Here is a 24,090-nt window from a genome sequence, read left to right as displayed (position 1 = left end):
ATTTGGAATTCATCAATTGGCTTTCTCTGGCCCTTATCCCGTTTATCATCGCCATGATTCTGCTGTATGGTACATTCAAAAAAGTCCCGACTTATGAAGCGTTTGTTGAGGGAGGGAAGGAAGGAATCCAAATTGCGTTTTCCATTATCCCTTATTTGGTCGGTATGCTTGTAGCGATCACCGTTTTCCGTGCTTCAGGGGCGCTCGATTTTTTTATGAATCTTTTAAAGCCGGTATTTTCCGCCGTGGGAATTCCGACGGAAGTGGTTCCGCTGGCTCTGATCCGGCCGATTTCGGGAACGGCGGCGCTCGGCATGACGACCGATTTAATCGCAGTTTACGGACCCGATTCGTTCATCGGCCGGCTGGCCTCTGTCATGCAGGGATCGACAGACACGACGCTGTATGTTTTGACTGTCTATTTCGGCGCGGTCGGAATCAAGAAAATGGGGGATGCTTTAAAAGTGGGACTGCTTGCTGATTTAGCGGGGATTATCGCGTCTGTGATTATTGTAACATTGCTGTTTGGAAGCGCCTGATCAACAGGCGCTTTTTTGCTTTTTTAGCCAAAACTGTTTTACTTTTGACGTGAGAAAGGATACATTTAAGGGCGGAGTGCTTCTTTCCTAAGGAAGAAGGCGCCCGCAAACTTGTTTGTTGGTCTGGAAAAAAGTAAGATAATACATGAGGTGAAAGATATGGAACGACTTCAAAAAGTAATCGCCCACGCCGGTATTGCATCAAGGCGAAAGGCGGAGGAACTTATAAAAGAAGGGAAAGTCACGGTCAACGGCAAAACCGTCAGAGAGCTCGGCGTTAAAGTATCAAGCTCAGACCGGATCGAGGTAAACGGCGTCCAGCTTGAAAGCGAAGAACCCGTTTATTTTCTCCTGTATAAACCGAGAGGGGTTATATCAGCGGTTAAAGACGATAAAGGCCGGAAAGTTGTGACCGACTTTTTCACAGAGGTGGAGGAGCGGATTTATCCGATCGGAAGGCTTGATTATGATACAAGCGGCCTCTTATTGTTAACGAATGACGGGGACTTCGCCAATAAATTGATGCACCCGAAATACGAAATTAATAAAACGTATGTGGCAAAGCTGAAAGGCATTCCTTTAAAGGAGAATTTAAAAAAACTTGAGCGGGGCGTACGCCTTGAGGAAGGAAAGACAGCTCCGGCAAAAGTGAAGCTTTTGTCACTCGATAAGAAAAAGCAGACCAGCATCGTCCAAATCACAATCCATGAAGGGCGAAACCGCCAGGTCAGGAGAATGTTTGAAGCCATCGGACACGAAGTGCTCAAGCTGAAAAGGGAAGAGTACGCTTTTTTGAACCTGGCGGGCTTGAAAACCGGGGAAAAAAGAGAGCTCACGCCTCATGAAGTGAAAAGGCTCAGGGCATTGGCTGAACACGGTAAAGCGGCTTTCTAAATTTTCACACAACCTTCAAAAAAGGCAAATGGCAGGCAGTCATGAGATGATATAATGATACTGAATGTCTAAATGAGGGGGCGGATTATGAAAAAAAAGCGTTTTTACATTCGGACAGGCATCCTCCTTGTGCTGCTTGCAGCGCTTGGCTACACGCTGTACAGCGCCGTGTTTCAAAAGACGGAGAGTGTGGCGGTGGGGGAAAAAGCTCCCAATTTTTCGCTGGAGGATGTTGACGGCAACCGTCTCAAACTGGACGATCTAAAAGGCAAAGGGGTATTTTTAAACTTTTGGGGAACATGGTGCGAACCATGCAAAAGAGAATTTCCTTACATGGCGAATCAATATAAAGTGTTTAAGGATCAAGGGGTTGAAATCGTCGCCGTCAATGTCGGCGAATCAAACCTTGCCGTCCGAAACTTTATGAAAGACTACGGCGTCAATTTTCCGGTTGTGCTTGATAAAGACAGGCAGGTTCTGAACGCATACGATGTCACACCGCTGCCGACCACGTTTTTGATCAATCCTGACGGAGAGATTGTCAAAGTCGTGTCTGGCACGATGACAGAACGAATGATCCATGATTATATGAATATGATCAAACCAGAGGGATCGTCATGATGAAAGAAATCAAATGCGAATGCGGCCATGTGAATCCGACGGGCACCGTTTTGTGTGAATCGTGCGGAAAGCCGCTCGTCAAACAGGATGCCAAACTCCTTGACATGCGGTATGACGGAAGTGCGAGACGCTCTCAAACATATAACAAAACAATCGTAGATAAAATATGGAATTTCTTTTCGTCTGTAAAGGTCGGCGTCTGGCTGATCGTCATTACGCTGACAGCATCTGCTTTTGGAACGATTTTCCCGCAGGAAATGTTCCTGCCGCCGGGTGCGCAGGCTGATACATACTACAGCGAACAATACGGGCTTCTCGGACAAATCTATTATACTCTCGGTTTCCACAATCTTTACGGTTCATGGTGGTTTATTGTTCTGGTTGCTTCAATCGGCATATCGCTTGTGATCTGCAGCCTTGACAGGGTCGTTCCTTTGTACAGGGCGCTGAAAAATCAGGGCGTCACGAGAAATTCGAACTTTATGGAAAGGCAGCGCCTTTTCAGCCGGACGGAAGCGGACATGTCTGAAGACACCAGATCACAAATCGTCGGTAAACTGAAGAAAAAACGATACCGAGTCAAAGAAGAAAACGGAAACCTGTTTGCGGAAAAAGGCCGTTTTTCAAGATGGGGCCCATATGTGAACCATATCGGGCTAATCATATTCCTCATCGGTGTCATGCTCAGATTTGTTCCGGGCATGTATGTCGACGAAACCCTTTGGATCAGGGAAGGGGAGACCGTGCCCATCCCGGGAACTGACGGCCATTACTACTTGAAAAACAACCGGTTTACAAAAGAAATGTACGACAGTGAAAAAGAAAAAGAAGTATTTTCAGAGGCGATTACTAAAGCAGGTGACGGTACTGTCGCAAAAACATATCAAACCGATGTTGAACTATATGAAAGAAAAAATGACAGCCTCCCGGGTGAAGCGCCTGAATTGAAGAAAGTGAAAAGCGGCAAGATCAGGGTCAATGACCCGCTGAAATTCGGTTCATATGCACTCTATCAGCTGACTTACAAGGAAGGCGAGCTCGACAAAATGGTCTTTCAGCTGATTGAAAAAGACAGCGGGAAATCTTTCGGCAAAGTGGCAATCGACCTCTTGGAGCCGAAACCGGAATATGATCTTGGCAACGGTTACAAAGTTCATATTGCAAGCTACCTGCCGGACTTTTATTTTAACAAAGACGGGGAGCCGAGCACGAAAACGAGGAATCCGAACAATCCGGCTTTTGTATTCCAGATCACCGCCCCGGATAAGCCTAAAGGAGAAAAGAGTTTCGTTGCGATTCAGGAAACAATCGAAGGTTCTGACGACAATAAATACAAAATGAAGTTTGACCACGTCGAAACGAAAAATCTCTCAGGCCTCACCATTAGAAAAGATTTGACTTTGTGGGTGCTCATGGTCGGCGGCGCCATCTTTATGATCGGCGTCATCCAGGGGATGTACTGGCACCACAGAAGGATCTGGCTCAGAACGCTGGACGGGCATGTGCTCGTCGCCGGACATACGAATAAAAACTGGTACGGGCTGAAACAGGACTTGAAGGCCGTACTTGAGGATACGGGGATATCCGAACCGGCCGATCAAAAAGAACTGTCAAAGGAAAAAAATAAACGGCCAGCATAGGGAGGGGTTTTCATGGCAGAGTTAAGCGGCAATTTATTGTACGCGGCATTTCTCTTGTATCTCTCAGCGGTCTTCTTTTTTGGCGGCTCCATCAGGAGCAAGGCTTCAGACCGGAAGAAGAAGAACCGCTGGGCGTCGATCGCAGTGTTGATCACGATCATCGGATTTGTATGCCAGTTTGGATATTTTATTGCGAGATGGATCGTTTCCGGACACGCACCGGTCAGCAATCTTTTCGAATTTACAACTGCTTTCAGCATGATGCTCGTTCTGGCGTTCATCATCATCTACTTTATTTACAAGCTGTCTGCTTTGGGGCTGTTTACACTGCCCGTTGTCCTGCTGTTAATCGCATATGCCAGCATGTTTCCGACCGATATCACACCGCTGATTCCGTCGCTTCAAAGCAACTGGCTTTATATTCATGTTACGACTGCAGCTCTCGGACAGGCGATTCTCGCCATCAGCTTTGTCGCCGGCGTGATCTTTCTACTCAAGCATGTGGATCAGTCACAGCCTGGCAAAAAAACGTTCTGGCTCGAATTTGTCATGTTTATGCTTGTGACAACGCTCGCGTTTATCCTTGTCACGACCTCATTCCGCATTGGGGGCTATGAAGCGCAGTTCAAGTGGATTGATAAAGACAACCAGGAAGACGTCATGATTTACGAGCTTCCCGCTCTGATCGGGCCGAACAAAGGCGAACTTTTAACAGAGGAGAGAATGGAGCCGCTTGTCAATGTGCCGCCTATTTTTTCAGGACGGAAGCTGAATACGGTTCTCTGGTCGTTTGGAACCGGCGCATTGCTTTACGGTGTCATCAGGCTGATCATCAGAAAACGCATCAGTCAGCTTCTTCAGCCGCTCGTGAAAAATGTGAACCTTGACCTTGTCGATGAAATCGGCTATCGATCCGTTTCGATCGGCTTTCCGGTTTTTACGCTTGGCGCGCTTATTTTCGCGATGATATGGGCACAGCTGGCATGGAGCAGATTCTGGGGCTGGGATCCGAAAGAAGTCTGGGCGCTGATTACATTTTTGTTTTATGCAGCTTATCTGCATCTCAGGCTTTCAAGAGGCTGGCACGGCGAAAAATCGGCGTGGCTTGCCGTTATCGGTTTTGCCATTATTATGTTTAATCTTATTTTTGTAAACCTTGTCATCGCTGGACTTCACTCTTATGCATGATCCGTGCGGTGCAGGAAGGTCCGGGCTTTTCGCCGGGCCTTCCGCAGCTTATCGTTTTAAATTGGGAAAGGCCATTCTTAGCTTGGCTTACGATCGCTTTTCTAATAAAATGAATGTAAGAAGATTCAAATCAGGAGGTTTACGATGGAACAGACGAAAGAGACAAAAATATTAGTAGTAGACGATGAGGCAAGAATCAGACGACTTTTAAAAATGTACCTGGAAAGGGAAAATTATAAGATCGAGGAAGCCGAGAATGGCGACGAAGCCATCGATAAAGCCCTGGGCAACGAATACGATTTAATCCTGCTCGATTTGATGATGCCAGGAACCGACGGCATTGAAGTATGCCGCCAAGTACGCGACAAAAAAGCCACTCCGATCATCATGCTGACGGCGAAAGGCGAAGAAGCGAACCGGGTGCAGGGCTTTGAAGTCGGAACCGATGACTATATTGTAAAACCTTTCAGTCCGAGGGAAGTGGTGCTGAGAGTCAAAGCGCTCTTGAGAAGATCATCGCAAACCTCTTATCTGAATACAGATACAACGGCAAAAAATGTTCTTGTTTTTTCTCACTTATCCATTGATCACGATGCTCACAGAGTTATGGCGGACGGAACCGAAGTCAGCCTGACGCCGAAAGAATATGAACTGCTTTACTTCCTGGCCAAAACTCCTGATAAAGTATACGATCGTGAAAAGCTGCTGAAGGAAGTATGGCAATACGAGTTTTTCGGCGATTTGAGAACGGTCGACACCCATGTTAAACGTCTACGTGAAAAATTGAACAAAGTCTCGCCGAAAGCTGCGAAAAAAATCGTAACGGTATGGGGTGTCGGGTATAAATTTGAGGTCGGAAACGAATGAAGTTTTGGAAGAGCGTAGTCGGTAAACTGTGGTTTACCATACTGCTTTTGGTTTCATTTGTCTTATTTATCCTTACGTTCTTTCTGCTTGAGTTTATTGAAAACTACCATGTCGATGAGGCGGAAGCTGATTTGACAAAGCTCGCCAGCAAGGTGGCCGTCATCATGGAAAACCATAAAGACCAGGAGACAGCCAGATCGATTACATGGGAGCTTGCCGATGAACTGACGAGCATTACCGTTATCAAAAATGAGAATGAATATTGGGATTCACCGCGGGAACATCAAAAAGTGGCTTCCATTACATTAAAAGATATTAAAAATGATCCCGATCTGAACGAAGCGCTTCAGAAGCATCAAAAAGTGCAGAAGCGGACGGTCATCTCCAATCAAAAGAACGATCAGCTGATTGTCGGTGTACCGTACGGAAAAGGCGAAGATGAAGGCATGGTGTTTCTTTCTCAGTCGCTTCTTGCCGTGAAAGATACGACACAGCATACGACAAGGTATATTCTCTTTGCCGCTGCGATTGCGATTGTGTTAACGACGATTTTCGCTTTCTTCCTGTCGAGCCGGATTACCTACCCGCTCAGAAAAATGCGGCAGGGCGCACAGGATCTGGCAAAAGGGAAGTTTGATACGAAGATTCCGATTCTGACCCAGGATGAAATCGGCGAGCTGGCGATTGCCTTTAACCAAATGGGGCGCCAGCTGAAGTTCCATATTACGGCGCTCAATCAAGAAAAGGAGCATTTGTCGAATATTTTAAGCAGTATGGCCGACGGCGTGATCACCATCAATATCGACGGGACGATCCTTGTGACTAACCCTCCGGCAGAACGCTTTTTACAGGCTTGGTATTATGAGCAGAACATGAATGTAAAAGAAGGCCATGAACTGCCTCCTGAAGCGCGCGAGCTTTTTCAAAACACCGTCAGCACGGAGAAGGAGCAGATGATTGAAATGACCCTGCAAGGCAGAACATGGGTGCTGCTCATGAGTCCGCTGTACAATCAGTCACATGTGCGCGGAGCGGTCGCCGTGTTGAGGGATATGACGGAGGAAAGACGGCTTGATAAGCTGAGAAAAGACTTTATCGCCAATGTCAGCCATGAGCTGAGAACACCGATTTCGATGCTTCAAGGGTACAGTGAAGCGATCGTTGACGACATTGCAAGCTCTGAGGAAGAAAAAAAGGAAATCGCGCAGGTCATCTATGACGAGTCTTTACGAATGGGACGGCTTGTGAATGATTTGCTGGACCTTGCCAGAATGGAGGCGGGCCATATTTCCTTAAACGTTGAACCGGTGGAGCTCCGCGAATTTTTCGAGAGGGTGTTCAGGAAGTTTTACGGAGTGGCCGGGGACAAAGAGATTACGCTTTCTCACAATCTTGATCTGCATGAAGCCAAATTTGTGTTTGACCCGGACAAAATGGAGCAGGTTTTAACAAACTTGATAGACAACGCGATCCGCCATACAAATGCCGGGGGCACCGTACATGTCGATGTGCAGTCAGCGCAAAGCGGGCTGAAGATCGCCGTGAAAGACTCGGGCAGCGGCATTCCCGAAGAGGACCTGCCGTTTATTTTTGAACGCTTTTACAAGGCGGATAAAGCAAGGACGAGAGGAAAAGGCGGGACGGGCCTTGGACTTGCGATCGTCAAAAACATCGTCGATGCACACAACGGCTCGATCACCGTCCACAGCATGCTGAACGAAGGGACTTCCTTCACGTTTTACATTCCAAGAAATAAGCAGGATGATGGCCAAATTTGACGAAGAATCTTGTTCCATAAGAAACAAAGAGCACCTGTTCATGCAGAACAGGTGCTCCGTTATTTGAGAACAAAATGTATCCAATTTGTAAAATGTCTGCTTATCCTGAAACGTTTTTGCCTTTGTTACCGTTAAAAGAGTGGGAATTCCAAAAGACAGATGGTCTTCGATGAAGAATTTGGGATAACCGGAAACTTTGTCATAGTAAAAACGATATGGACCCGTTCTGATCATCTATAAAAGGCCATTCATTTTTTTCTGCGCCTTAAAGCCCGCCAGCGATCCAATTGCGGAAAGTCAAATGTTGGTTTAGATTTATGTATCATCTCTATAGAAGGATGCGAGAAACAAAAGAGATTTTTAGAAACATAAGCTTGAAACAGGGAATGAGTGATGACTTTATGGATAAAACCAAAATACTGATTATTGAAGATGATGAAGCAATTGCTGATTTGCTTTCATACGGGCTGACGTCCGAAGGTTTTGAAACGTGCACGGTCAATAACGGCTCCTTAGGCATGCGGGAATTAGATCAGTTCAAACCTGATCTTCTGCTGCTCGATTGGATGCTGCCTGACTGCAGCGGATTGGATATTTGCAAAACAGTGACCGAAAGCTATAATATTCCGATCCTGATGATCACCGCCAAATCAGATATCACGGATAAAATACTCGGGTTGGAATTCGGGGCCGACGACTATATTACAAAGCCGTTTGATCTGCGCGAAGTTGTCGCGAGAATCCGCACGATCCTTCGGCGTCTGGAACAAGCCTATCATGTGAACGAACGGGAAACGGAAAAAGAGGATGAGATCCGGTTTAAAGATATTGTGATCGTTCCGGGTGAAAGACTGGTGAAAAAAGACGGATCAGCCGTCGAATTGACTCCTAAAGAATATGATCTGCTGATGACTTTGGTTGACCATCGGGGAAAAGTTTTTACGCGTTCAGAGCTTTTGGAATTCGTTTGGGGATACGATTTTTTCGGTGACACCCGCACAGTTGATACCCATATTCAAAGGCTCCGCAAAAAGCTTGATGCAAGCGACTTGATTAAAACGGTGTTCGGTATCGGATATAAATTCGAGAAGCAGGAGGAGTAGAGAGTGTTACGGACCATCAAGGGCAAGTTTATTGTTGGCTTTTTTCTGATTTTTTCTCTCTCTTTCCTTGTGCTCAATCACACGGTTAAGAACGTGATTTGGTCGAGTAATGAAAAAATTGTAACATCTGATTTAGTCGAACTGAAAAAAAACAGTATCGTCTATGTAAACCAGGCATTTTTAATCAATCATTATAAAAACAATGAACTTTATTTCGGTGATATGGCCGATGAAATGGTAGATAATTTGAATCACTCCACAGGAAGCAATGTCGGTGTTTATACCGTGAAGGGCGCATTGTTGTCTTCTTCTGATCAGAAGGCGTTTTCCCGAGGGAGTGATGAAGATCTGAAACAGGCGATCAAAGGAAAGACTGCCTATCATATCACTTATAACCGCAACAAAGCAGAAGTGTTTTTTTCATATCCGGTTGTCGTTGAAGGCACAAAAGTAGGCATATTGCGTTTTTCGAAAAATTTCGACCTGCTGTATAAGCAAAGCGGAGAGGTTCTGGATATTGTTTTTTACATCGCGCTTGCCATATTTGTGGCGGCGTTCCTTTTCTCCTATATCCTGTCCAGACATATCACGATTCCGCTCGTCAAGCTGACAGATGCCACCTCACAAGTCAAGAAGGGCAAGCTGGATATGGATATCCACTTTAATAGAAAAGATGAAATCGGCCAGCTTGCCGTCAACTTTAACGATATGATCAGCAGGATTCGAGAACAAATTTTAACCATTGAAAGAGATCGTGACCGTTTAAAGGAATTGAACGAACAAGAAAAACGATTTTTTGACAATATGACGCATGAGCTGAAAACACCTCTGACCTCTATCCAAGGATATGCTGAGATCATAAAAAATAAAGGGGAATCGGATCGGGCTTTTTTTGATAAAGGAATGAACCATATTGTTGAAGAAAGCCGACGCCTGCACAATTTGGTGATCAAGCTTCTTGAAGTATCCCGGGAACAGTCCAAAGGCGCTCAATTTGACAGGGTCGACGCAGGGGAAATTTTAAAAGATGTTTGCGAATCGATGAAGTTTCGGGCAGAACGGTATAAGAAAAAGATCACCTGTGACATTGAAGATGGCCTGTACGTTCACAGTCATGTGAGCAGGCTGCGCCAGCTTTTCATCAATCTGCTGGACAACGCCATCAAATACAGCTTATCTCATTCGGAAATCATCATTAAGGCCGAAATCACTGGAGAAAACATTCTTTTTACATTCAAGAATCCAAGTGCTCCATTGGAAAATGACCAACACTCCAAAATGTTCCAGCCTTTTTATTCAGTCAATCAGAAGATTAAGGAAGAGGGAAGTGTAGGCTTGGGATTAAGCATTGTGAAAACAATTGTTGACGAACACGGAGGAACAATCGAGATGTACTACAAGGAAAACCAAACAGTGATTCATGTTGAATTAGCTTACGCAAAGGTTGAGAAATGATGAAAAACAAACCGTTTATCATTTGGGCAGGAGTGCTGTTGTTTCTGGCTATTATCGTGTCCAGTTATAATGTCGGAAAAAGATCTGAAACGATTATCATCCCAAGCGGGGAAGACAATCATGTCGGTGACCAGAAGACCCGCCCTTTTCAAGTCAATACGATCTATCGCCTTCCAAAAGCAGGGCAGCTGCTTGGCTGGTCTTCACCGGATTCCGTCGTCGGTTTTTTCAAGGGAGATGGGACATCTGAACGTACGGCGCGCAGTCTTCAGCGTCTTTCCTCCCCCTATGAAAAAGCCGAAATCGTAAAAGGCATTGAAAGCAATATGTCCAACCTAAAAATGTCTCCAGACGGAAAGCGTATCGCCGGAGTCAATTTGGGATTAAGTAAGGCATCCATGCAGCTGATTTCGCCGGCGAACGGTAAAAAAACGGAAATCGCCAGCATCTCCGCCAGCAATGAGGTCTATGTCCAAGATGTTTCATGGTCAAATAATAGCAGATACGTTTGTTACCTCGTTTTAGATGCCGGACAAGGGAATCAGACAAGCCTTCGTGTTTATGATACGGCTTCCGGAACGCTTAAAACGTATACATTGAACGATTTTGCGGAGAAAAACTCGCTTACAGGCGTTAACATCTCTGATAATGGACGAGATTTTCTGCTTACCGAGTTGCAGCGTTCCGACGAGTACGGAATCAGAATGGGAACGATTGACGGCAACCGCATTAAAATCCAGGACAAGCGTCTGGACAGCCGCGGCGGGCCGGTTTGGTTAAACAATGATCAATTTGTATTCCTGGACACAGGAGAAACCCTGTACGAATATGATCGCAGAAACGGCGAGCTTTCTGCTTTGCTCGAAAAAGTAACTGTTTTTAAATTCTCAAACGACTTAAAGAAAATCGCTTACTCTTTGAAGGATGAAGACAATATCTATGCAGGCAAGCTTCAGGGGAAAAATATCCTCTATGAGGAACCGATATACCACGGCACCATCCCTTCGGAAATATATTGGAGTCCGGACGGCAACAGCCTGCTCGTTAGCGCTCAATACCAGTATCCTTCAATGGAGAGTGCATCGGCGCGATTTTTAGAAGAACAAGCTTATATCATCACATTTAAATAACCGCTGTTTGAATATCAGGCAAAAAAACCTTATTTCAGTTAAATACCGAAATAAGGTTTTTCTTTTCACCCGTTTATTCCTTTCTTACTGTTTCCTGAAAGGTAATAAGTCTTATTATTGTTCCTCAAAAAATGATGTATTTCCTCTTTTTGTGACATTTTGTTTACAAGTTGGTCGAACTTCTGCGATATCTTCCCCTTATATTTAAAGAGCATCCTTCTTATAGAACGTTGTCTTCAAAATAGCAGCTTGAAAATTGTCATTTGTATGTGACGAGATTAAAAGAAACCTAGTGATTGATAATTACAGCTTAAGGAGTTGGAAAAAGTGTCAAATTCACCAAAAGAAGATCATAAATTGAGCGCACTAGGAAAATTAGTGCTAGGTATGTTGATTGTACTGGGTGTCACTTTGTTATGCATTTCTTGGAATGCACTTGCCGGTCCAAAGCAGGAACCGCTAAAAGAAAATTCCGCCGCTTCAGCACCGGTGACGGGAGGCAAACATAAAGCAGAGAAAAAAGAAAACAAGCAAACAGCGCCGGAAATCGGAAAGGTCGTCTACTTGTCATTTGACGACGGGCCGAATCCTGCAGCTTCAGATAAAATCTTAAGTTTGCTCGATAAGTATCATGCAAAAGCTACTTTTTTCATGTTAAAACCGAATATCGAACAAAATCCCGATATTGTGAAGAAAATGGTTGAAAACGGCCATTCTGTCGGCTCTCACGGAGTGACGCACCAAGTATCGAAAATCTATAAATCTCCTGAAAGCTTTGCAGCAGAAATGAACGATACGCTGAAAACGATAAAAGAAACGACCAACATTGACACACATTTGATCAGATCGCCTTACGGATCAAAGCCTTATATTACCGGTCCATTTCAAGAAGTCATTAAGCGCGACCATTTTAACCTTTGGGATTGGACTGTTGATTCAGAGGACTGGAAATCTGCAAATACGAACGGTCAATTTGTGAATAATGTGATTCAGCAAGTCAATAACCTTTCCGGTGTTGAGCCGCTTGTCGTATTAATGCATGAAAAACCGACGACCGCGGCCCATTTGGAGAAACTATTGAAATACTTCCAAGAAAACGGATATGAAATGAAACCAATGCATGATTCGATCAAACCGGTTCATTTCAGATGGAATTAAAAAATATGAGATGCATGAACAAGGAAGGGATACTATGGTGAAAATGAGAAAAAGAAAACGAAAGATGAAAAATGTGATATTGTTTGCCCTCGCGCTAGTGATCACGATTGGCAGTGTGGTGTCATACGGGATTTACCGTACCGTCGCAAAATCAATCAATGGAATGTACGAGCCTCTTCACCGGGATGCCGAGCAGAAGGATAATGCTGCGCATGATCCTATATCCATTCTCTTATTAGGGATAGATGAGCGCCCTGGTGATAAAGGACGACCGGATTCTATGATTGTGATGACGATTAACCCGGAGACAAAGAAAACGACAATGACAAGTATTCCGCGTGATACAAGGGTGTTTATCAAATCGAAGAATAAATTTTCGAAAATGAATTCGGCCTACACCTATGGCGGAATTGAAGGGACCGTTGAAACTGTAGAACAATTTTTGAACATTCCAATCAATTATTATATTAAAATCAATATGGATGGGTTTAAAGATATTGTGGATGCAATTGGCGGCGTAACGGTGGATAATCAGATTGATTTCACCCTTGAAGGCGTGCATCTGTCAAAAGGGAAGCAGCATCTTGACGGCAAAACTGCTTTGACATATGCTAGGATGAGAAAAGACGATCCCCGCGGTGATTTTGGACGTCAAGAGCGGCAGCGTGAGATCATCAATGAAATTATTCATGAAGGTGCCCAATTAAAATCATTAACAAACTATCAAGAGATTTTGACAGCATTAGAAAAAAACATCAAAACAAACTTAACACTGGACAAGATGATCGATATTCAACATTCTTATAAAGAAGCTGCTAAGAATATTAAACAGATCGAAATTGAGGGTGAAGATAAAAAAGTTGACGGCTTATGGTATCACCTCGTGACTGATGAAAAGAGAAAGGCGATTTCCAAAAAGCTTCGCCAACAATTGGACTTAAAGTCATAAACGGATGAAAATCAGGCCATTTCAAAGGAACCGCCTTAAGGAACGTTCCGATTATGAGTATTCGGACACAGCTCAGTGAGAAGCTTGGCACCTGTTCATTTAGAACAGGTGCTTTTATGCTTGTGAAGTTAAAATTAAGCTTAACTTTAGTTAAACCCCCTTTCCATTTTCATATGTTCGTAATATAGTTGTAATAGTTGTAATGTAACCTTTTAAGATTGACAAACGACAATAAATTGAACGGAGGGGTTTCAGGTGGAAGAAACCTTTCAGAAAATATATGATCAGTATCATCAAGATTTATTTCAGTTTTTATTTTATATGGTAAAAGACAAAAACCAGGCAGAAGACTTAGTTCAGGAAGTATACATCCGCGTTCTGCATTCTTATGAAACATTTGAAGGCAGAAGCAGTGAAAAAACCTGGCTTCTTTCGATTGCGCGGCACGTTGCGATCGACTGGTTCAGAAAGCAGCAGACGATCCGCCAGCGGATTTTGGGGACGTTTGACTGGGAGAAACAAGATGTAAAAGACCGCAAGCCTCTGCCTGAGGACATCGTGATGCAGAATGAAAACCTGAAGGAAATTTTCGAAGCCCTTGACAAGTGTACGCTTGATCAAAGATCCGTTATCGTATTGCGGTTTATCCAAGGGTATTCGATCAGTGAAACGGCAAAAGCCTTAAATTTTTCCGAAAGCAAGGTAAAAACCACTCAGCATCGCGGTCTGAAAGTGCTTCGTAAACAGATGGAGCTTTTGAAGGAGGATCCAAAGAATGAAGAAGTCAGAATGGAACGAAGAACGGCTGAAGGCGTTACTAAGCCAACTTCCAACGGTTAAGGATAATCGTTCGGCAAATCAGATCTATCAAAAGCTGATTCTCGCACCAAAGCGTAAATCACCGAAAAAACGGGTCGGCGCATTTGCTGCTACAGTTTTGGTTCTCTTTCTTTTGATGCTGATCACTCCTCAATTAATCGAACAGATCAAATCTCAAAACAGCGCCGACGCTAACATTTCATCTGACGGAAAATTGGTGCAGACGGAGGCTGATGCTGCCAAGTCTGAACCTGCAAATACGTTTGTCGTCTCCCAGAATCAAAAAGACGACTATATCACCTTCGCTTTCCTTGATGAGTCCAAGTCTGTCGTTGTCCCGATAAGTCTTGAGAAAAGCATAAGCATGACGAATCTTGAAGATGCGCTTCACGCGTACAGCCGGCTTAATGTGGACCAATTTACATCATTTGATACAGCTTATCTGGATCAGGTGAAGTTCAAAGAACAGAAAAACGGTAAAAAACTGACGATTCAAGTAAATGAAAAAATACCGGAGCTTTCAGTGGAAGATTTCGAACGGCTGAAAAATGTGATCAATGAAACCTTTAAATGGGGTTCATATGATTCTGTTTTGTTTATTTCCGATGATAAATCCGGCGTTGAATTTGAATCATTCGGAATGCTCGCCGATATGGCGATTATGCATCAGACGCAAAAAGGCTACTATTTATATGAAAGCTCTGACGGACGCCGGTTCCTTGCACCTTCAAGCGAATCTTACGAAACGGTGCAGGAAGCGATAAAGATGATGAAAAATAAAGAAAGCGGCACTCATTTACAACCCATTCTATCCGATGATACGCAGATTGAAGATATTCAAAAGAATGGAAAAGAACTGATCATTCAATTTTCTTCCTCCGCGAATATTGAAAATAAACCTGAAGACGTCTTGATGGTAGAAGGCCTTCTATTGACCGCCAAAGATTTCGGGTTCACAAAAGTGAAATTTAAAAATGCATCCACAACCAAGGTCGGCGCTTATGACTTGTCGAAATCTGTACAGGTTCCGTACGCACCGAATCCGATAACGATAGAAAGCTAAAAGACTCCCTGCGCGGAGTCTTTTTTTGATGTATAAAATGTATTGATTTGGAAGTATACTAAGCTGTCTCCGAATAGGGGGAATTTTACCGCAGATGCTTGTAATAGGAGGATATGGAAAACCTTGAAGATACTCAGACATCAAAACTTCCTGTTCGCGTTCGCATGGCTTTCGGGGCTTGCGTTTCTCGTCACCGCGCCGGGGGCGGCAGCTTCAGAGTGGATTGAACCGATTAAAGGGGAGATCACAGATCAATTCGGGACGAGAGACGGAAAGCATAAGGGGCTTGACATCGCCGCTCCCGAAGGGGAGGCTGTAGCGGCTGCCGCAGACGGAACGGTAAGCAAATCGTATCAATCCGAATCCTACGGCCACGTGATATTTATCAAACATGACAACGGGTATGAAACCGTTTATGCCCACTTAAGCAAACGCCTGAAAAAGGAAAAAGAACGGGTGAAAAAAGGCGAGCAAATCGGAATCATCGGCAATACGGGAATATCCACCGGAACCCACCTGCATTTTGAAATGCATCACGGTTCATGGACTGAAGATAAAAGATATGCAATCAATCCGCTGACAGTGCTTCGTGAAGAGGCGTTCCGGCAAAATGCTGTCCACGTTCATCAAAACACCGGGACAATGAGCGGTGCGGTAATTGTTCAAAAAGGGGACACGCTCTGGAAAATCAGCAAGGATCGCGGTATAGCAATCAAGGAGATCATGAGAATAAACGGGTTGAAACATTCGAAGCTTAAGACGGGCCAAACACTCCGCCTTCATGACGATGAACCGAAGACCGGCACATATGTGGTGCAGAAAGGGGATACGCTTCATCATATCGCTGAAAAAATGGGCGTTACTGTCCGGCACCTCAAAGAATGGAACGATTTGAAAGGAGAGCAGATTTATCCCCGCCAGCTGCTTGAGATCAAGGAGAGTTCCTAAAAAAACGGAACCCGAAAGGAATTTCTTTCAGGTTCCGGGGCTTTTTATTAAGGAAGATCGATGACTTTAACAGACACGATATCCGGGATGTTTTTCAACTCATTTAAAATGTTGTCCTCAAGGTGGCGGTCAAATGAAAGCATCATGATCGCTTCTCCGCCTTTTTCTTTTCTGCCCACCTGCATAGTGGCGATGTTGATGTCATGGTCTCCTAAAATTCGTCCAACATGGCCGATAGCCCCCGGTTTATCCTGGTGGTGAATATACACAAGGTGTCCTGCCGGATAAAAATCGATATCAAAGCCATTTAAGGCAACGATGCGACCGCCGAAGTGCGGAATGTACGTCGCTCTTAAAGAGAATGTCGTCACATCTCCGGTGACAGTTACAGAAATGCAGTTTTCATAGCCTGACTCATTGGAAGAAATTTTTTCGCTGAAGCTGATGCCGCGCTCTTTCGCGACAGTGCCGGCATTCACTTCGTTGACGGTAGCCGCGACCCTCGGCTTCAGGAATCCGGCCAAAAGGCTTTTCGTAATAAATGACGTTTCAAGCTTGGCGATAGAGCCTTCATATTGGATGGCTACATCTTGAACAGGCTCATTCATGCATTGGGACACAAGGTTTCCGATCGTATTGGCAAACTGATGATAAGGCTGGATTTTTTCGAATGAATCCTTTGTCATGGCCGGCAGGTTGATCGCAGACATCACAGGATTTCCTTGCGCATACTGAAGGACTTCTTCGGAAACTTGTGCAGCAACATTCAGCTGGGCTTCTTTCGTTGAAGCGCCCAAGTGAGGAGTCGCGACCACAAGCGGATGATCGATCAGTTTTGAATCGACCGGAGGCTCGACTTCAAACACGTCGAGGGCAGCGCCTGCGACATGTCCGCTTTCCAAAGCTTCCAAAAGCGCCGCTTCATCAATGATGCCGCCTCTTGCACAGTTCACGAGACGAACGCCTTTTTTCGTCTTTGCGATGGTTTCTTTGTTCAAAAGTCCCTTCGTTTCTTTTGTGAGCGGGGTATGAACCGTAATGATGTCGGCGCATGCCAGAACTTCTTCAAAGCTGTTCGCATTAACGCCGAGCTTGCTTGCCCTTTCTTGAGTCAGAAACGGGTCAAATACATGAACGGTCATGCCGAACGCTTTTGCGCGGCTCGCGATTTCGCTTCCAATCCGGCCCATTCCGATGATGCCGAGCGTTTTTCCGTAAAGCTCTGAACCGACGTAAGCCGAGCGATTCCACTCCCTTGATTTAACGGAGATGTTTGCCTGCGGAATATGTCTCATTAACGCTGAAAACATTGCAAAAGTATGTTCAGCAGTTGAAATTGTATTTCCGTTTGGCGCGTTTACGACGATGACACCGTGCTTTGTCGCCTCGTCAATATCGATATTGTCGACGCCGACACCTGCTCTGGCAACGATTTTTAGCGAAGTCATCTTTTTAAACAATTCTTCGGTCACCTTCGTGGCGCTCCGCACCAAGAGAGCGTCAAACGTATGAAGCTCGTCTTCCGCTTCCGCAACATTCTTTTCTACAATTTCAACAAAATCTGCTTCCATTAATGGTTTGAGGCCGTCGCTGGACATTTTATCTGAGACCAATACTCGAAACATGTAAGATTTCCTCCTAAATAAGCGTCATAAATATCTGATAATTTACCATATTCCATAAAGGGTGTCAATGAGTTTCGCGCGGAAAGACGAAAATTAAAAATGAAATAACTGTGAATGTGCGGTTTTTAGCGTGTGGAAAAAGTGAGTTTGCCGAAATATCCTGAAGGACGTCTCAAAACAGCGCAATAAGCTTTGAATCTGTACAATTTTTCACAATTCATTTATAATAATATCAGTATCAAAAATAAATAAGATCAATCTTCGGGGCAGGGTGAAATTCCCTACCGGCGGTGATGAGCAAGCGCTCTAAGCCCGCGAGCCTCTTTAGGGGCAGGATTCGGTGCGATTCCGAAGCCGACAGTATAGTCTGGATGGGAGAAGATGGAGGTTCCGTGCGTTTTGAAATGATATTTTCAAACGTTTATTTGACCTGTCTGTAAAACAGCCCCGCTTTTTCAATAAAGCGGGTTTTTTGTTTAGGGCAGGGGAAAGAACCATTCCTCTTTTCGTGAGATGTGATCGAAAAGGAGAGAGTGACAAAATGAAACACAACAAGGTGAGACGTCTCGTCTCAATCAGCATGCTGAGCAGCATCGCATTTATTTTAATGATGCTGAGCTTTCCGATCTTGGGGGCATTCCCGTATTTAAAAATCGATTTCAGTGATATCCCGGCACTGCTCGCTGTGATTTTGTATGGTCCGGGAGCCGGAATTGCCGTTGAAGCGATCAAAAATGTGCTGAATTACTTTATTGCCGGAAGCGCCTCAGGCGTTCCGATTGATCAGGCGGCTAACTTCATTGCAGGAACATTGTTTATCCTGCCGGCGGCTGTGCTGCTGAAAAAATCAAGTTCTGCCAAAGGATTTGTCACAGCTCTTTTCGCCGGGACGCTTGTGATGGCCGTTTCGATGAGCATTTTAAATTATCTATTGTTTCTGCCTGCCTACACTTGGTTTTTAAATGCTCCAGCGTTATCGGGAGAAGCGCTCAAAACCACAGTTTTGGCCGGAATTCTGCCTTTTAATTTCATCAAAGGCATCGCTGTGGCTCTCGTGTCCACGCCGATTTTCCTTTCGTTGAAACCGCGGCTGAAGGAAAACGTCCGCATGGCCGCCAAATAAATAGACATGAAAATACCCGGCGCTGTGCCGGGTATTTTCTGCTGCAGAAGGAGCCGGCTTCTTTTTGCTTGTGGGCGAAGCAGTGCTTATTTGATAAAAAAAATCCGGTACCTTGTGTACCGGATTTTTTTTTGCTTTATTCGTGTTTAAGCGGGTCGCCTTCGAACGGCTCATCCGCAACTTTGATCGAATCTGTAGGACAGCCTTCAAACGCGTCCATCATGTCTTCTTCCAAGACGTCAGGGACTTCGACGACACCCTGATTGTCGTCAAGGGTGACAAACGCGATTCCCTCATCGTCGTAATCATAAATATCAGGAGCCGCAGCACCACAAGCTCCGCATGCGATGCACGTATCTTTGTCTACAATTGTATATTTTGGCATGAATAAAAAACCTCCCAGATTGTTCTTCGTTGGAACAAATGGTTTAACCCTCTATCTATCCGATATGAAACCTATTCCCATTCCTTATTGTAATGGTGTTAATCTTACATTTCAACTCAAAAATATTGAGAATGCTTATCACACAAGGGTTCTACTGCTAACATACCCCTTTTATATGAGTTTAAACGTCGATTTCTCCGCAAAATCTGTTAAAATAAAAAGAAGAAAAGATCGAATGTTGCCGGAAGATTGTAGGTGATGATATGCCGGTTCATTTTTTTGACGCCATTGTGCTCGACATTCTGTCATCCATGAAGGGTGAGCGTTCTTCAAGCGCGGTCTATCATTTATTAAAAGGAAAAAGGTCGTCACAGACGATACAGGATGCCGGTTTATTTGCCGTTTCAAAATACTTCGGCTTTTGTTCGGCTCTGTCGAGAGAGCAGGTGACAGTCAGCGTTCAGCAATTGAAACAGGAGGCTTTGGTCAGAGAAAAAGCGGAAAGCGGCGCTTACACCGTCACCGAAAAAGGAGAAGCGGAACTTGCCGGCTTTTTTGCCCTTTACCCGTGGCCCCGCCATTTTCACGGCGGCTATTATCAGGCGGCAGCCAAAATCATGTGGGCAAGGATGTCGCTTTTGATTCAAGTGCTCTCCAACAAGCTTTACCGCGAACGCGTGTATTTGCCGATCGTAAAAGATTATCAGGTTCAGAACTGGGTTAAACAATATTTAAGAAACCGGAATCCCGTTGAAACAGCAGCCCAGTTTCACCATGAGCTGAAAGAGAAGCTGTCTGTTTTGAATCATGATGAACAGGCCGCTATTTTTGTTCACTCCCTGACTTCCGGGGCAAAAGCGGGCTATACATTTCGACAGCTTTCCGAAAAAATGGACCTTGATGAGTGGTACATATATGCACTGTTTTGGGATGTTCTGCATCATTTTATTCAATCCGCCCAAAATGGTGATAGTCCGCTTTTTCAAACGCTCATTCAGGACATTCCTTTAAAGGATGGTCTCACACAATCGACGAGAAAAACGCTTTTTCTTATAAAAGAAGGGCATACAATAGACCGGATCGCAGACATTCGAAAGCTGAAAGCGGCGACGATCGAGGATCACATTGTGGAAATTGCCATTCATGATCCGTCTTTTTCCATCGATCAGTACGTATCGAAAGAGGAGCAGAAAATCATTGCCGATTATGCGAAAGCGAACCAAACCAATAAAATCAGACAAATTAAAGAGGGGCTCGGCGGCCGCTACAGCTATTTTAAAATCCGCCTCGCTCTGTCGAAAACGGTGATCAGGAATGGATAAACTTCATCAGGCGCTTCGCCGGTATTTTGGTTATCATACGTTTAAAAAAGGCCAGGAAACGATCATCAAAAGCGTGCTGGAGGGGCGGGACACGGTGGCGATGCTTCCGACAGGAGGCGGGAAATCGCTGTGCTATCAGCTTCCAGGGCTGTTGAAAGACGGAACCGTCCTGATCGTCTCGCCGCTTTTGTCTTTAATGGAAGACCAGGTGCAGCAATTAAAGATGCGCGGAGAGAAGCGGGCTGCGGCCTTGAACAGCGCTTTGACACACCAAGAAAAAAATGACGTATTAAGTCGGCTTCACAGTCTCAAATATCTGTATATTTCACCAGAAGCGCTCCAGTCCGGCCAAATGCTGAATAAGCTTCAATTGCTCAATGTCAGCCTTTTTGTCGTTGATGAAGCTCACTGCATTTCACAATGGGGGCATGATTTCAGGCCAGATTATTCGAAGCTTGGAGACATCAAGGCGCTCCTCGGTCATCCCGTCACTCTGGCACTTACAGCGACGGCAACGGAAGCGACATTGAAGGACATTTCAGATATGCTGGGGCTTAAAGGCGCCAATTATTTGATCCATTCCGTTGATCGCCCGAACATTGCGCTTCATATTGAAAAGCTTCGGGATACCGCTGAGAAGACGGAGCGGCTGACAGAGCTGGTTCAAAAGCTGCAAGGTCCCGGTCTTGTTTATTGCCCGACGAGAAAATGGGCTGAAGAATTGGCTGACATGCTCCGTGATGAGACTAAATTGAGAACGGGATTTTATCATGGCGGGATGGAGGCAGGCGACAGGATGCTGATCCAGCAGCAGTTCATCCGCAACCAGCTTGATGTGGTCTGCTGTACAAACGCCTTCGGTATGGGAGTGGACAAGCCTGATGTCAGATATGTGATCCATTTCAGCCTCCCGCAGACGACAGAGGCGTATCTGCAGGAAATCGGACGTGCGGGCAGGGATGGAAAGCAGAGTGTCAGCATTTTGCTGAAAGCTCCGGGAGACGAGGAAATCCAGGAGCAGCTCATTCAAATGGAAGCTCTCTCTCAAAGTGATATCGGCTTTTTATACGAAAAGCTTGCCGGAGTGAAAGATGAGCGAAGCCGGCGGGAAGTGCTGCAGCAGGCCGGTTTATCGGAAACGCAAGCCCGCCATTTTCTACATCTTTATCAGAAGGTGCATCATCTGGGCGGCGACGGCCGGGCGGTCATTCAGAGGGAGATGGACAGCCGCAGGGAGCTCAAGTTGAAAAAAGCGGCGGGGTTCGCCGCCGTCACCGAAAGCGAAGGGTGTTTCAGGGAAAGCCTGCTCGCTTATTTTAATGAACAAAAAGAACTGCTGGAAACAGATGACACAGCGTGTTGTACATCCTGCGGTTTAAGTCTTGAAGCATACGAAGCCAAAGGAGACCGTCCGTCTATGAACAAATTGACAGCGTGGGAAGAAGAATTAGATGCCATATTTGCCGCCAGCTGTGATCGTGTATGCTGAAAAAGCAGTCGGAAATCATACGTCGCCTGTCAGACAGGGAAATGCTGAAACAGCTCTATTTTTCCCAGATGCTGATGCTTTTTACCGCATTATTGATGGGCATCTTTTTATTTGATGATGCAGACGATTTTTTGTCGCTTTGGAATCCATCGGACTTGAGCATCTTGAAATACGGGGCGCCGCTCGCGGCTCTCGTGATTATCGCCGACCTGATGGTGATGAAATGGGCTCCGAAGCATATGTATGACGATGAAGGGATAAATGAAAAGCTTTTTCGTGAACGCTCGTACCCGCATATCGTGATTCTTACCCTTTTCATTGCATTTGCAGAGGAAATATTGTTCAGAGGCGTTATTCAGACGCATTTCGGTCTCTGGGCAGCGAGCATTATTTTCGCGATTTTGCATTTTCGTTATTTGAAAAAATGGCTGCTGTTTGTAATGGTTGTGTCCATCAGCTTTTTGCTCGGATTGAGCTTTGAATGGACAGGGAATTTATTCGTTCCTGTGACGGCACACTTTTTGATCGATGTTGTATTTGCGTGCCAGATTCGTTTTCAACACGTAAGGAGGAGTTCGCATGACGGAGATGTCAAGGATAGAGAGGAAGAAGAAGGAGCAGGAGAAGACCCGTGCTGAAATGAGCCGGGAGGCGGCCGCGGCTGTTGAACTGAAGACACCTGATGATGACATTCCTTCCAGGCAGACGTATCACAAAAAAAAGAAGCACAGCAAAAAAAAGAATAAAGACAGAAATCCGCTATTCACGTCACTTGCAGTCATGTTTGTTTTCATTCCGATCATCGTCTTCGTGGTGTTTATGTACATGCTGAACCAAGACAAAGGCGGCGATTCCAACTCTGATCAGTATGATAATGTGTTTTATGAAAACAAATCCGGTGAGACGGGAATGACGAATGAAAATCAAAACGGTGAACAAGAAGCGGATCAAAAGGCGGCTTCGCAGCATACAGCCGCCGCCCTTCAAGAAGAAAAGCTGAAAGAGAGCAAACAATCGGAAAATAAAGAGAATGAACCGTCAAAAAAAGACGAGCAAAAGGAAAAAGAGCAGCCTAAAGAGGCAAAAAAAGCTGAGGAGAAGCCTGTCGCTGCAAAGAAGCCTACCGCGCCGAAGCAGCCTGCGAAACAAGAGAAGAAAACGGCAAGCGCAGCTCAAACGCCGCCCGTTCAGCAAGCGCCGCAGCCCAAAAAGGTGCTGAAGCACACGGTTGGCGAAAAAGAGACGCTCTATCGGATTTCGATGAAATATTATAAGAACCGGTCAGGAGAGGAAAAAATCCGCAATTATAATCAATTATCAGGCAACAATGTCTACACCGGCCAGATTCTGAATATCCCGATTTATTAACAATGGCATCATTTTGCCCGCGAATACATATACATTGTACTATCAAATAGGACAAGGTGTGAGGACTGTGGGAAGCGAGCTTGAAGAGCTGAACCGTTTTACGGACGAACCGACGAAACAAATGCTCCGCGCCTTAATTAAAAGGAAGAAAAAGTACGAAAACTATGCCAGACAGACATTCAGGTGGCAGGCGCTGGCGGCGATATGTGCGGTTTCGTTTTGTTTGTTTGCAGCGTCAAAAGGGCTCGGGCAAAACGGCTTCCTTTCCGGCTTGCTGAATGACTCCGTCTACCTGCTTTGGATTTTGTCGGCCGCTTTTGCATACAGCACCGCTTACTATTTTAAAAAGAAGGAAGAAAAAGCAGAAGGGGAATTTCATAAGCTGAGATGCGAGATTATTCAGAAAAGCACGGATTTATGGCCCCAGCCTGAAGAGTGGAAATCAAGGGAAACGGTTTTTAAGATCATGAAACAGCAGTATGACATTAATCTTTATTTTGAAAGCAAATAAAAAAGACGTTTTCTTATTAAAAGAAACGTCTTTCAGCTTGTCGACAAAGCCATAAAAAGTGGCTTGATCGACAAGCTTTTTTTGTTAAAATGTGAGTGAAATCTAGTTTTTGGAG

23 protein-coding genes and 1 riboswitch are annotated in these 24,090 nt (G+C 45.0%); of the genes, 21 read left to right on the top strand and 2 right to left on the bottom strand.

Annotation, left to right across the window (positions count from 1 at the left end; all coding sequences use genetic code 11):
- Positions 1 to 2: 2 nt before the first annotated feature.
- The 15 genes from MHH76_RS12380 (at position 3) to MHH76_RS12310 (ending at position 16,152) form a co-directional block, all read left to right on the top strand.
- The gene (locus tag MHH76_RS12380; protein ID WP_020452004.1) at positions 3 to 539 is read left to right on the top strand and encodes a spore maturation protein; all 537 of its coding nucleotides are present in this window, start codon (positions 3 to 5) and stop codon (positions 537 to 539) included.
- A 159-nt stretch (positions 540 to 698) separates the two neighbouring features.
- The gene (gene rluB / locus MHH76_RS12375) at positions 699 to 1,433 is read left to right on the top strand and encodes a 23S rRNA pseudouridine(2605) synthase RluB (RefSeq protein ID WP_020452003.1); all 735 of its coding nucleotides are present in this window, start codon (positions 699 to 701) and stop codon (positions 1,431 to 1,433) included.
- Between the two features lie 84 nt (positions 1,434 to 1,517).
- On the top strand, positions 1,518 to 2,054 hold the full coding sequence (locus tag MHH76_RS12370; protein ID WP_023857484.1) for a thiol-disulfide oxidoreductase ResA: 537 nt from the start codon (positions 1,518 to 1,520) through the stop codon (positions 2,052 to 2,054).
- A complete protein-coding gene (locus MHH76_RS12365; protein WP_268441548.1) occupies positions 2,054 to 3,694 on the top strand; it encodes a cytochrome c biogenesis protein ResB in 1,641 nt (546 codons plus the stop codon). The genes MHH76_RS12370 and MHH76_RS12365 overlap by 1 nt, the downstream gene beginning before the upstream one ends.
- A gap of 12 nt (positions 3,695 to 3,706) precedes the next feature.
- A complete protein-coding gene (gene ccsB / locus MHH76_RS12360) occupies positions 3,707 to 4,882 on the top strand; it encodes a c-type cytochrome biogenesis protein CcsB (RefSeq protein WP_020452000.1) in 1,176 nt (391 codons plus the stop codon).
- Positions 4,883 to 5,026: 144 nt separating this feature from the next.
- Positions 5,027 to 5,749, top strand: coding sequence for a response regulator transcription factor (locus MHH76_RS12355; RefSeq protein WP_020451999.1), 723 nt, complete (start codon positions 5,027 to 5,029; stop codon positions 5,747 to 5,749).
- Positions 5,746 to 7,527: an ATP-binding protein gene (locus tag MHH76_RS12350; RefSeq protein ID WP_020451998.1), complete on the top strand. Its 1,782-nt coding sequence runs from the start codon at positions 5,746 to 5,748 to the stop codon at positions 7,525 to 7,527. Before MHH76_RS12355 ends, MHH76_RS12350 begins: the two co-directional genes overlap by 4 nt.
- A 401-nt stretch (positions 7,528 to 7,928) precedes the next feature.
- A complete protein-coding gene (locus MHH76_RS12345) occupies positions 7,929 to 8,630 on the top strand; it encodes a response regulator transcription factor (protein WP_020451997.1) in 702 nt (233 codons plus the stop codon).
- Positions 8,631 to 8,633: 3 nt separating this feature from the next.
- Positions 8,634 to 10,085, top strand: coding sequence for a HAMP domain-containing sensor histidine kinase (locus tag MHH76_RS12340; RefSeq protein WP_020451996.1), 1,452 nt, complete (start codon positions 8,634 to 8,636; stop codon positions 10,083 to 10,085).
- Positions 10,082 to 11,215 (top strand): WD40 repeat domain-containing protein, encoded by a 1,134-nt coding sequence (locus tag MHH76_RS12335; protein WP_020451995.1) that lies wholly within the window; start codon positions 10,082 to 10,084, stop codon positions 11,213 to 11,215. The genes MHH76_RS12340 and MHH76_RS12335 overlap by 4 nt, the downstream gene beginning before the upstream one ends.
- 327 nt (positions 11,216 to 11,542) lie before the next feature.
- Positions 11,543 to 12,373, top strand: coding sequence for a polysaccharide deacetylase family protein (locus MHH76_RS12330; protein WP_020451994.1), 831 nt, complete (start codon positions 11,543 to 11,545; stop codon positions 12,371 to 12,373).
- A gap of 34 nt (positions 12,374 to 12,407) precedes the next feature.
- Positions 12,408 to 13,322, top strand: a complete 915-nt coding sequence (locus tag MHH76_RS12325; protein WP_025811215.1) for an LCP family protein — start codon at positions 12,408 to 12,410, stop codon at positions 13,320 to 13,322.
- Positions 13,323 to 13,577: 255 nt separating this feature from the next.
- The gene (gene sigX / locus MHH76_RS12320; protein ID WP_003183073.1) at positions 13,578 to 14,162 is read left to right on the top strand and encodes an RNA polymerase sigma factor SigX; all 585 of its coding nucleotides are present in this window, start codon (positions 13,578 to 13,580) and stop codon (positions 14,160 to 14,162) included.
- A complete protein-coding gene (locus MHH76_RS12315; RefSeq protein WP_020451992.1) occupies positions 14,098 to 15,204 on the top strand; it encodes a GerMN domain-containing protein in 1,107 nt (368 codons plus the stop codon). The genes sigX and MHH76_RS12315 overlap by 65 nt, the downstream gene beginning before the upstream one ends.
- Before the next feature lie 123 nt (positions 15,205 to 15,327).
- Positions 15,328 to 16,152 (top strand): M23 family metallopeptidase, encoded by an 825-nt coding sequence (locus MHH76_RS12310; RefSeq protein ID WP_020451991.1) that lies wholly within the window; start codon positions 15,328 to 15,330, stop codon positions 16,150 to 16,152.
- A gap of 47 nt (positions 16,153 to 16,199) precedes the next feature.
- On the opposite strand, the gene serA is transcribed toward MHH76_RS12310, so the two are convergent.
- Positions 16,200 to 17,777 carry a phosphoglycerate dehydrogenase gene (gene serA, locus MHH76_RS12305; RefSeq protein ID WP_020451990.1) on the bottom strand — a complete coding sequence of 526 codons (1,578 nt, stop codon included), beginning with the start codon at positions 17,775 to 17,777 and terminating at the stop codon, positions 16,200 to 16,202.
- Positions 17,778 to 18,030: 253 nt separating this feature from the next.
- A riboswitch (FMN riboswitch) is annotated at positions 18,031 to 18,164 on the top strand.
- A 154-nt stretch (positions 18,165 to 18,318) separates the two neighbouring features.
- On the opposite strand from serA, the gene MHH76_RS12300 reads away from it, so the two are divergent.
- Positions 18,319 to 18,900: an ECF transporter S component gene (locus MHH76_RS12300; protein WP_020451989.1), complete on the top strand. Its 582-nt coding sequence runs from the start codon at positions 18,319 to 18,321 to the stop codon at positions 18,898 to 18,900.
- Between the two features lie 136 nt (positions 18,901 to 19,036).
- Here the strand turns inward: MHH76_RS12300 and MHH76_RS12295 are convergent, their stop codons facing one another.
- Positions 19,037 to 19,285 (bottom strand): ferredoxin, encoded by a 249-nt coding sequence (locus MHH76_RS12295; RefSeq protein ID WP_003183064.1) that lies wholly within the window; start codon positions 19,283 to 19,285, stop codon positions 19,037 to 19,039.
- Positions 19,286 to 19,548: 263 nt separating this feature from the next.
- Here MHH76_RS12295 and MHH76_RS12290 point away from each other — a divergent pair, with 263 nt between their 5' ends.
- From MHH76_RS12290 to MHH76_RS12270, 5 genes are all read left to right on the top strand, one after another.
- The gene (locus MHH76_RS12290; RefSeq protein ID WP_268441551.1) at positions 19,549 to 20,607 is read left to right on the top strand and encodes a helix-turn-helix domain-containing protein; all 1,059 of its coding nucleotides are present in this window, start codon (positions 19,549 to 19,551) and stop codon (positions 20,605 to 20,607) included.
- Positions 20,600 to 22,096 carry an ATP-dependent DNA helicase RecQ gene (locus MHH76_RS12285; protein ID WP_020451987.1) on the top strand — a complete coding sequence of 499 codons (1,497 nt, stop codon included), beginning with the start codon at positions 20,600 to 20,602 and terminating at the stop codon, positions 22,094 to 22,096. The genes MHH76_RS12290 and MHH76_RS12285 overlap by 8 nt, the downstream gene beginning before the upstream one ends.
- The gene (locus tag MHH76_RS12280; protein ID WP_020451986.1) at positions 22,090 to 22,734 is read left to right on the top strand and encodes a type II CAAX endopeptidase family protein; all 645 of its coding nucleotides are present in this window, start codon (positions 22,090 to 22,092) and stop codon (positions 22,732 to 22,734) included. The genes MHH76_RS12285 and MHH76_RS12280 overlap by 7 nt, the downstream gene beginning before the upstream one ends.
- Positions 22,676 to 23,464, top strand: a complete 789-nt coding sequence (locus MHH76_RS12275; RefSeq protein ID WP_020451985.1) for a LysM peptidoglycan-binding domain-containing protein — start codon at positions 22,676 to 22,678, stop codon at positions 23,462 to 23,464. Before MHH76_RS12280 ends, MHH76_RS12275 begins: the two co-directional genes overlap by 59 nt.
- Before the next feature lie 67 nt (positions 23,465 to 23,531).
- Positions 23,532 to 23,975: a YpbF family protein gene (locus MHH76_RS12270; protein ID WP_020451984.1), complete on the top strand. Its 444-nt coding sequence runs from the start codon at positions 23,532 to 23,534 to the stop codon at positions 23,973 to 23,975.
- The last annotated feature ends 115 nt before the right edge of the window (positions 23,976 to 24,090 follow it).

The organism is Bacillus sp. FSL L8-0193, from assembly GCF_037976065.1.
GTDB classification, from domain to species: Bacteria; Bacillota; Bacilli; order Bacillales; family Bacillaceae; genus Bacillus; species Bacillus paralicheniformis.
The sequence above is the reverse complement of the archived record's forward strand: the minus strand, read 5'-3'. Positions and strand labels throughout refer to the sequence as shown.